The organism is Microbulbifer sp. (assembly GCF_036563125.1).
In the GTDB taxonomy this organism is placed as follows: domain Bacteria; phylum Pseudomonadota; class Gammaproteobacteria; order Pseudomonadales; family Cellvibrionaceae; genus Microbulbifer.
This window is the reverse complement of the sequence record NZ_DATCMV010000192.1, coordinates 1-9,203: the sequence shown is the minus strand read 5'-3', so window position 1 is coordinate 9,203 and position 9,203 is coordinate 1. Positions and strand designations below refer to the sequence as shown.

Here is a 9,203-nt window from a genome sequence, read left to right as displayed (position 1 = left end):
ATGCCCATGTCCTTCTGGCGCTGGAACACCTGCTCGCGGTATTTGTCCCAGCCCATATCGAATTTGCCCTTGAATTTTTCACGCCACTCGGCGGTGACGTGATGTGGCGCGTGCATGGCGCCGGGGGCAAAGTACATGAAAAATGGCTTCTCCGGCGCCACCGATTTCGCGAACTTCATGCGTTCAATGGCCCTGTCGGTCATATCCGTCATGAAGTGGTAACCCTCTTCCGGCGACTTGTCCGGTTCCACCGGCACGGTGTTTTCAAACAGCACCGGATAGTACTGGTGGGTCTCGCCGGCATTGAAGCCGTAGAAGTAATCGAAGCCGAGTCCCGTGGGCCAACGATCAAACGGACCGGAGACTGTCGCCTCCCAGTCCGGGGTGTTGTGGTTCTTGCCGAACCACCAGGTGCTGTAACCATTGTCTTTCAGCACCTCCGCCACGGTCGCGGTATCTTTCGGAATGTAGGAGGAATAGCTGGGGAAGCCGGTGGCCCACTCCATCAGGAAGCCGCTGCCCGCCTGATGATGGTTGCGCCCGGTCAGCAGCGCCGCCCGCGATGGCCCGCAGATGGCGGTGGTGTGAAAGCGGTTGTAGCGCAGCCCCTGTGCCGCCAGCTCATCGAGATTTGGCGTCGGGATAAGACCACCGAACGTAGAAGTCTGACCAAAGCCGACATCGTCCAGCAGAATGACGATGACATTAGGGGCGCCCTCCGGTGCCGTGGGTACCTGCTGCCAGCTGGATTCAGACTCCTGGTAGGTTTTGCCAATCTTGCCTTCAAACGGCGACAGGTCGTTGGGCAAATGTTTGCGGTCGGGCCAGGAACCTCCTTCGCGGTGTTTATCTGAATCGGTAATTTGTTCCGTTTCTTTTACCACCTCGTCCATCGGTGATTGCGTCTTTGACGCAGGGGGCGCCGCGTCCTGCGAGCAACCAGCGACCGTCAGAGAAAACACCAGTGCCGATGCGGCAACACCAATTACCTTTGCCATGGACTTCCTCTCCGGCAACATTTTTATCTACCGCTTCAACCCAGGATCACGGCGTGTACCAGATCGGTGAAGACCAGGCCCGTTCGCGAATGGTTTGTTGCAAATCCTTGGGATATTCGACCTTGGCCTTTTTCGCGTCGTACATGCTCCAGCGGCATACCGGGTTTTCCAGTACACGGGCGTAGTAGAAGGCATGTTCTGCGGGATCAAAGTCCGGATCGGTCCAGGTCGCCGCCAGTTGCGCATCGCCCTTGTCGCTACTGATGGAACAGTCTTCCAGATTGACGGTGGCACCGTTGTCCGGGCACTGGTGGGTTTTCGCATCCGGTGAGGCGCCGTCAGAACAGGCCACGTCGTAGGTCATTTCTTCCAGCTTGTCGTCGGCGGTGCGCCAGCCCTTGATGACCTGCAGCCGTGCCAGCGGCGCGCTGTTCGGGTCGCGCTGTGCCCACACCATCAGGGTCGGCGCCTTTCCTTCCGGCGCCTTACCCAGATCACCGCCCTGCGGCACGCCGCTCTGGTAACCCACTTCTACCCAGTTGCTTTTTGTCGCCAGGTCCGCGGGAAAATCGTAACCGGCAAACATTCTGATTTTGGTGCGAGTGCCGCTGGTACCGAAGGTTTCCTTGCGGTGCAGCGCATCCCAGATGCCCTCACGGGTATTGCTCTCCGCCCAGACACCGGCGATACCACCCGGGTTATAGCGCTTGGTGGGATCGTCCTCGGCACTCAGTCCCATGGCTTGGGCCGTCGGGTTCAGCTTCAATCCAAGGCGTACTTCCGGCGTGCCATCGTTAGTCGCGTAATGTCCCTGGAAGTCGCTCTCGGTGGTGTCGCTGGGGGTACCGTTGTGGTTGTCCGTAGATCCGATCATCCCCTGCTTGAAGGGGTTTACACCGAGATTTGCCTGATGGCGCAGGCCAAATTTCAGGCCATTGCGCACCAGTCCATATTCATTGGTACAGCCGACCGTGTTGTCGCCGGTGCACTTCTGGAACACCATCTCAAAGTTACAGGACTCGTCGGAGGTCATGATGCCATCCTGGCACTCGGAGTTACCCTTGACCTGCATCACTTCCACCAGGCGGTCCATGCGCTCGCGCAATTCGACCATATCCTGGGTCCACTCGCTGCCATCGGTATTCTTTCCCCAGTACAGCCGCCCCCAGTAAAAATTCGGGTTGTGAGGAATGGTCAGGACCTGGCAATCGCCACTGCAGTTAGTTTCGAGCCAGCGCAACAGGTCTTCCGGTTTGCCTTCAAACGCGGAGAACACCGTCTGGGGCACCTTGTCACTGCGGAAAATTACATTGCGGTGCATCATGCCGCCACCGCCCTCCGGGGCACCGGCCGAGTATTCGAAAGCGATCAGGGAGGTGAATTTCCCCGGCTCGTAATTTTCCTCCGCCGCCTGCTGGATTCGGGACCAGGGACCGGAAACCGCGTCCACGCAGGTTTTCCCATCCTCACCGCAGATTTCCACCAGGCGTTTTGCCGGTACCTTGGATACCCCGGCAAACACTTCCTGGAAGTATTTCATTTCGTTGGCACGCATTCCTGTACAGGTTTCCGTGTCATACCCCTTCATTTTAGGGTTGGTACAGATCTCGTACTCACCCAGGGCCTCGGCGTGATCGGTAACGGCGACGAAATCCAGTGGCGCAACGATTTTTTTCTCCACACCTGTGGGCAACTTCACCGTCTCGCCCTTGGCAAAGCGATACGCCAAAAATGGGTCATTCAGTGCATTGCCAAAGATATAGGCATCCAGAGAGTAAGCGGTGTGGATGTGCAACTCGCCGAAGTAGGCATCGCGCAGTGGATTGGTGGGGACGCTACTGCTGCTTTCGGTTTCTGCGTCGGTCGTGATGGCGTCTGCTGTGGGCGTGGAATTCTCTGGGCCGGTAGCTGCGGGTTCATCGACCTCTGCGGTCACATCCAGTCCGAGATTTTCATCGGATTCCACCTTTTTGGGTTCATTTTTGCCGCTGCAGGCGACAAGTAAGACCGCCATTAGTAAACAGACCGGGATTCGCATGGGGTTATCCTCTCTCGCCAATTTTTAACAAATCAGGGTGTTCACGGCGTGTACCAGATGGGGCTGGAGAAAGCGCGCTCCTGCTGTACCATCGGCACTTTCTTGTCCATTTCAATCTTGTTTCTCACCTTGTCGTACAGCGTCCAGCGCGGCGTCGGAATCTGCAGTACCCGCACGTAGTACACCGCCTTGTGTGCGGGGTTGAATTCCTTGTCCTCGAAATAGCCGTACAACTGCGCGTCACCGATGTCCTCGCTGTAGGTGGCATTTTTGAGGTTCACGGTGTCGCCCACATGCGGGATGTGACCCTGCCCATCCATCTTGCGGTTGCCGGACCATTTGACGTTGTAGACCTTTTCGTGGGTATCACCATTGCCGTCCACCCAGCCCTTGATGATCTGTACCCGATCAAGGTTCGCACCTTCCGGGTCTTTCATCGCCGCGACCAGGAACTTGATGCGCTTGCCGCCCTTGTCGCCTTTGAGCTTGCCGCCCATGGGAACGCCTTTGGCATAGCCCGCGGCGGCCAGATCTCCTTCGGCATCGGATTTCTCGAAATCAAAGCCGCCGAAGAAGCGCAACGTCATACGCGGGCCGGTGGTGGCAAAGGTTTCCTTGCGCATCATTGCGTCCCAGATGGCCTCGCGGGTATTTTCCGAAGCCCACACGCCAGTGATACCGGAGGCGGCCTGCTCCCACCCCATATAGGTATCCGTAGGACCACTCAGCAACGGAAAGTCCCAGCGGGTCTTGTTGCTGGGTTCGAGTGTTTTGAACTTGCCGAAGAAATTGTCGTCATCTGGGGTGGAAAGACCGGTGTGGGTATCAGTGCCGGCATTGGCACCGTACTGAAACGGGTTTACTCCCAGTTGCTTTTCGAGGCGCATCCCCGCTTTCAGCGCCGGGCGCCAGTATTCGTAGGGGAAGGATCCCGGTGGCTTGGGTTTCAGGATCAGGTTACCCCGGTCCCACAGGTCCCAATTGGCGAATTCATCTTCCGGTGACAGGCTGGGGTGGGACTCGCTCTGCCCCTTGATCTGGGTAACTTCATACAGCGGCTCGTAGCGGGCACGCATTTCCGCCCACTCCCTGGTCATGGGCGAGCCGTCGAAGCGCTTCTCCTCGAACATACGCCCATTGGACATATTGCCGTTGTGCGGGATCGCCAACACCCGGCCGCCGGTCTTGTCTTCGTAGGCTTTCATCCAGGCCCAGAGTTTTTCCGGGTCCTGGGTCTGAAAAGTCGTGAGCGGCAACAGGCCGCGGGTCTTGCTGGCATCGTCGCGGAAGATGACATTGCGGTGCAGGTTGTCGCCCCCATCGGCGTTCACAGTCCACTCGTAGGCGATAAAGGTGGAAAACTCACCCGGCTTGTAGAATTTTTCCGCCGCATCCACGGTCTTTTCCCACGCGGATTTCATCCACTTGGGATCCATGACCTCCTTGGGCAATTTGCCCTCGGACTGCATAACAATCAGCTCGCTCTTGGCATCAGCGGCCTTCTTCTCATCACCCGAATTCAATGCCTCATTCCAGCGTTTGAGGGTTGGATCCGACATCATTTCCGGGTTGCCGGCGATCAGTTCGTTGATTACCCCCATACCATCGGAATGGTCAGTGATCATGAACCAGTCATAGGGCCGGGCCAGTTTGGCCCTGAGCCCGCTATTGGATTTCACCTCTTCGCCGGTGGCAAAGCGGTAGGCATCTTCCGGGGTAAGAATGGCACCATCCATCCCTGCGTCTGCGGACCAGCCGGTGTGAACATGAGTGTCACCGAAATAGGCACGGGTGGGGTGGACAGGAGATTCCACGAGGGCGGTATCCGCTCCGAACTCCTCGCCGATGATTTGCTCTTTCTCCCCGGTACTTTCCGCAACAGGCTTATCCGCCTGATCTACCTGGGGCTTCCCTTCGGCTTTGGTGACTTCCTGCTCTATCTCGATTTCTGCTGTGGCCTTGTCTTCCCTTTCTCCACCGCAGGCCGACAGCGCGATTACCGCCGCGAGTACTGATAGAGCGAATCCTTGCCTGTTCATGGCGTCCTTCCTTGGTGATCCGGTAGTTAAACGTCACTGCCCCGTGCACTTATCGCCGCCACCCATAGGGCAGACCGACGAAAAGTGACGGGGCAGAAGCTGCACAAAAGCGATGCAGCAAAGTCCTAATTCTTAACGCTGGTTAGCGAATGAATTGATCAATGTGCTAATTTCCCCCACCTGCACAGACATACTTTTCTGGACCGGCGGAAACTCTTTAAAGGTCCCGATAAACGCCTTGATCTGCCCACCCGCCGGACCAAGTGTCCAGCTGCGATTTTCAGCCCACTCGTCGTAGCCACGAGCATCGATAAATCGCTCAAACGGATCCAGTTTGAGATTGATGATGTAGGGGCTGGTCAGAGGAATCTGGGTACCGCGGAACCATTCCTCCTGGTCGATGAACAGGAACTTCCAGTCGCCGTAGCGCATGCCGTGAAATGTCGTTTCGGTGAAGTAGTAGAACTCCTTGCGCTTGGTTTTTCCCTGATTCAGTACCAGGTCACTCTGGTCGTAGCCGTCCAAATGCACCTTGAATTTTTTGTCGCCGATCCTGGTCCCGGACAGCAACTTTCCTTTGACGTCTGGTTCCCCAACGAACGACATAATGGTTGGCATCCAGTCTTCCATGGTCATGAACTCACCAGTGGAGACGCCAGCGGGAATATGACCCTTCCATTTGACCAACATTGGCACACGGAAACCGCCTTCCCAACCGCCCACACCTTTTTCGCCGTGGAACGGCTGGTTGCCACCATCCGGCCAGGAGTTGGATGCCGCGCCGTTGTCAGTAGAAAACATGACCAGCGTATTATCGGCAACGCCGAGCTCTTCAATTAGATCCAGCAACGAACCAACGATATCGTCCAGCTCCATCATGCCGTCGGCATAAATGCCATAACCACTTTTACCCTCATACTCCTTGGTCAAGTGTGTTTTGTAGTGCATACGTGTTGTGTTGTGCCACACGAAGAACGGTTTGTTTGCCTTGACCGCCTCGGTGATAAAGCGCTTGGATTGTTCCAGTACTTTCTGATCCAGAGTCTTCTGCAGCTCGGAACCAAACGGCCCCAAGTCCTCGATCTCCTGTTTGCCGCCGGGTAGTGCCTTGGTGTGAACGATCCCCCGCAGCTTTAAACCCAGCCTTTTCTGGGTCTCCTCGTCTCTCGGGTAATCGTATTGCTCCGCATATTCACCGGCATTCAGGTGGTAAAGAATGCCGTAAAATTCATCAAAGCCATGGGCTGTGGGTAAGTGCTCATCCCTGTCTCCCAGGTGGTTCTTACCAAACTGCCCGGTGGCATAGCCTTGGGCTTTCAGCATTTCCGCGAGTGTCGGGGTTTCTGCCCGGAGCCCCTGTTCCGCACCAGGTAATCCCACGGTGCTGAGACCGGTCCGCATCGGGTACTGCCCGGTAATAAACGCCGCCCTACCAGCTGTACAGGATGCCTGGGCATAGTGATCCATGAAGATCATGCCGTCTTTGGCAATACGATCGATGTTGGGAGTAGACCCTCCCATCATGCCGCGGTGATAGGCACTGATATTCCACATCCCCACATCATCCCCCCAGATAATGAGGATATTTGGCTTATCTGCCGCAACCGCCAAAGACGTCGAAAACAGAAGGGCGATCCATACAAAAAGGCGACATATCTTTGTCATAAGAAAGCTCTTTAACATCCAATAAAAGTAAACAATGACAGGTGCGAATACTCGGGTTCAAAAAGTATAGGCACGCAATAACGACTGCAGCCTTGTATGGCGCAGGAGGATTTATTTAATCGAGGGGCTGGAAACAGACCGCGTTTTCTATACTCTTCTGTCCCCGCGCAACGCTCGTCCGGGCTGACGCAAAATTGTTCAAATCGGAATTACGACTCTGGTGTTTCCAATAATTGGGGGGGAACCATGGCTCAAGGCTCTAAAAAGGCCGTTCTTTACGCGATCTGTGTCAATGCCATCATTACGGTATTAAAAGGTGTCGCGGCTCTGGCGACCCACTCCGCCGCGATGATGAACGAGGCGGTGCACAGCTTGATGGATACCCTGAATCAGGTATTCCTGCTCATCGGCCTCAAACGTGGCGGGCTCCCGGCAGATCGGGAATACGCGTTCGGCCACGGGCAAAAGAAATACCTGTGGAACCTGTGGAGCGCCATCGGCCTGTTCTCCATCGGCTGTGGCCTCGGCCTCGCCCACGCCTGGCACGCGTGGCATAACCTGTCACATACCCAGCCACCGGAATCTGTATCCGTCCTGGGGCTGGAAATAGCGCCGGTGTGGATATCGGCGGTGGTGTTGGTAATCGCCTTCGTGCTGGAAGGCTATGTACTGCTGGTGGCGGGTAAAGAATTTCTATCGCGTATGCGCGCAGCGGGCCGGCGCAATCCCTTTGCGTATCTGATGAAGGCGGACGACCCGACACTGCTCGCGGTCCTGCTGGAGGACTCCATCGCCGTCACCGGCGTGATTCTGGCGGCTACCGGTATCGGCATGACCTATTCCACCGGCAATCCCCAGTGGGATATTGGCTTCTCGGTGTTGATTGCGCTGATGCTGGGGCTCACCGCCATCTTCCTCGGCAAGATCAATATGCGCTATCTCACCAGTGTGCGCGACCAGGGCGCTGAGCGCGCCTTTCACGACATCATCAAGAATCACCGGGAAATCGAGCGCTACCACGACCTGCGTTCAGTGATTGTGGACGATACCCACACCGTGGTGGTGGCAGAAATCGAATTGCGGGAAGAGGTATTGATGCGCAACTTACAGCAACGTATTGCCAAGCACGAGCGCGAACTGCTGGAGCGCGTTCCAGAGCACCGCCGCACAGAATCAGTACTGGAGTACGCGGAAACCAGGGCCACCGTTCAGGCGACCCTGGAGGCAACGGAGGAGTTGATTGATGAACTGGAAGCGGAGTTAAAGCAACGATGCCCGCAGGTCTTTCACCTCACCATAGAAATTGACGGCCTAACCCCATCCTCAAAACTAGATGATCCGGGCCAATTCGAAACTGGCCTTTAAGCTGAGCGACCAGAAAAGTACGTGGCGCCGGCATTTCCGGCGCTTTGTCTGAAAATGCTCATTTGGGCGGTAAATTGCCCGCGAATTCGACACCACGGCTTACCCAGCCATCAAGATCCGCCGCGATGGCGTCCTCTTCCACATAGACCATGCCTTTGAGTGGTCGGCCGGTGTAATCCATCGGGCGGGTATAGCGCTCGCTGAGAGCATCGTCATAGTTATCTGGCCCGACTCTCACCATCAGCTCCTGGCCTACCACGCCACAGGCCATATTGCCATTGAGCATAAATGCGAGGCCGCCAAACATCTGCTTTTCAGTAAGCCCCTCATTTTCGTGCAGCAGATCGCGAACTCTTTCCGCGAGATCCTCGCTGTAACTCATAGCGTTCTCCTTGTTAAGACGTCATCCTGGATCCTGTTACAACAAAACTGCTTGTCCCGGTTCGGATAACCGCACCCACCAACCCAACGTTGCCATGTGCCATAACAGGTTTCAACCAGACAGGAAGTAGGTACAACGGCAACACAACGATCGCGCACAGCCCAGATACCACCACATCCATCGGAATATGGAGATTTACACTGATTTTCGCGCCGGGGATTTTCACAAAATACCAATGGGACAGCCGATGTATACAATCGCTGCATAACGATGAGATGCGGGCTGATGTTATCAGCCAGTATTTCGGTATGGCTGTCATGCGTAAAAAGTTATTGCGTTTATAGCATTAAGTTTAGACAAGAATATAAAAATTGCCCGCCGGTTATGGGACACAATCCCGAACATAGCCCCAAAAGCTCCGCTGTCGCGTAAATGTACAGAAGGCGAGCGGGTGAAATTTGCCTATTTACCCGAATAAAAGCTACTTAGCGGGCGGCGAAATCCACTTGGAAATCCAGCGTTGCCAAACTGATAGCCGCTCGACATGCCGCTTCAATTTACCTTGATATTACCGTTTTTGGCCTGTGAATATATTGTGTAAGGCAAAACCACCGTATCGGCCGCCACTGAGAACACCGCATCAACGGCCACCAGTGGTACACCGTTAACCGTGGCCCCTTTGTTTACACTTTCACTTGGCTCACTATTGAGCAAAC

7 protein-coding genes are annotated in these 9,203 nt (G+C 55.6%); 1 reads left to right on the top strand and 6 read right to left on the bottom strand.

All coding sequences use genetic code 11. From position 1 onward, the window contains the following. The 4 genes from VIL80_RS16465 to VIL80_RS16450 all read right to left on the bottom strand — a co-directional run. A partial coding sequence (locus tag VIL80_RS16465; protein ID WP_332037182.1) for a sulfatase-like hydrolase/transferase occupies positions 1–998 on the bottom strand: 998 nt, incomplete at its 3' end. 46 nt (positions 999–1,044) lie between these two features. Beyond that, positions 1,045–3,012, bottom strand: a complete 1,968-nt coding sequence (locus VIL80_RS16460; RefSeq protein ID WP_332037181.1) for a DUF3604 domain-containing protein — start codon at positions 3,010–3,012, stop codon at positions 1,045–1,047. Between the two features lie 65 nt (positions 3,013–3,077). Continuing rightward, entirely contained in the window at positions 3,078–5,075 is a 1,998-nt protein-coding gene (locus tag VIL80_RS16455; RefSeq protein WP_332037180.1) for a DUF3604 domain-containing protein, read from the bottom strand. 132 nt (positions 5,076–5,207) lie between these two features. Continuing rightward, complete coding sequence (locus VIL80_RS16450) at positions 5,208–6,740, bottom strand: arylsulfatase (protein ID WP_332037179.1); 1,533 nt, start codon at positions 6,738–6,740, stop codon at positions 5,208–5,210. A 246-nt stretch (positions 6,741–6,986) separates the two neighbouring features. On the opposite strand from VIL80_RS16450, the gene VIL80_RS16445 reads away from it, so the two are divergent. Continuing rightward, positions 6,987–8,105, top strand: coding sequence for a cation diffusion facilitator family transporter (locus VIL80_RS16445; RefSeq protein ID WP_332037178.1), 1,119 nt, complete (start codon positions 6,987–6,989; stop codon positions 8,103–8,105). Between the two features lie 58 nt (positions 8,106–8,163). Here the strand turns inward: VIL80_RS16445 and VIL80_RS16440 are convergent, their stop codons facing one another. Together VIL80_RS16440 and VIL80_RS16775 are read right to left on the bottom strand one after the other, a co-directional pair. Then, complete coding sequence (locus VIL80_RS16440) at positions 8,164–8,487, bottom strand: TfoX/Sxy family protein (protein ID WP_332037177.1); 324 nt, start codon at positions 8,485–8,487, stop codon at positions 8,164–8,166. A 552-nt stretch (positions 8,488–9,039) separates the two neighbouring features. Then, on the bottom strand, positions 9,040–9,201 hold the full coding sequence (locus tag VIL80_RS16775) for a YceK/YidQ family lipoprotein (RefSeq protein WP_414684582.1): 162 nt from the start codon (positions 9,199–9,201) through the stop codon (positions 9,040–9,042). Positions 9,202–9,203: the final 2 nt, after the last annotated feature.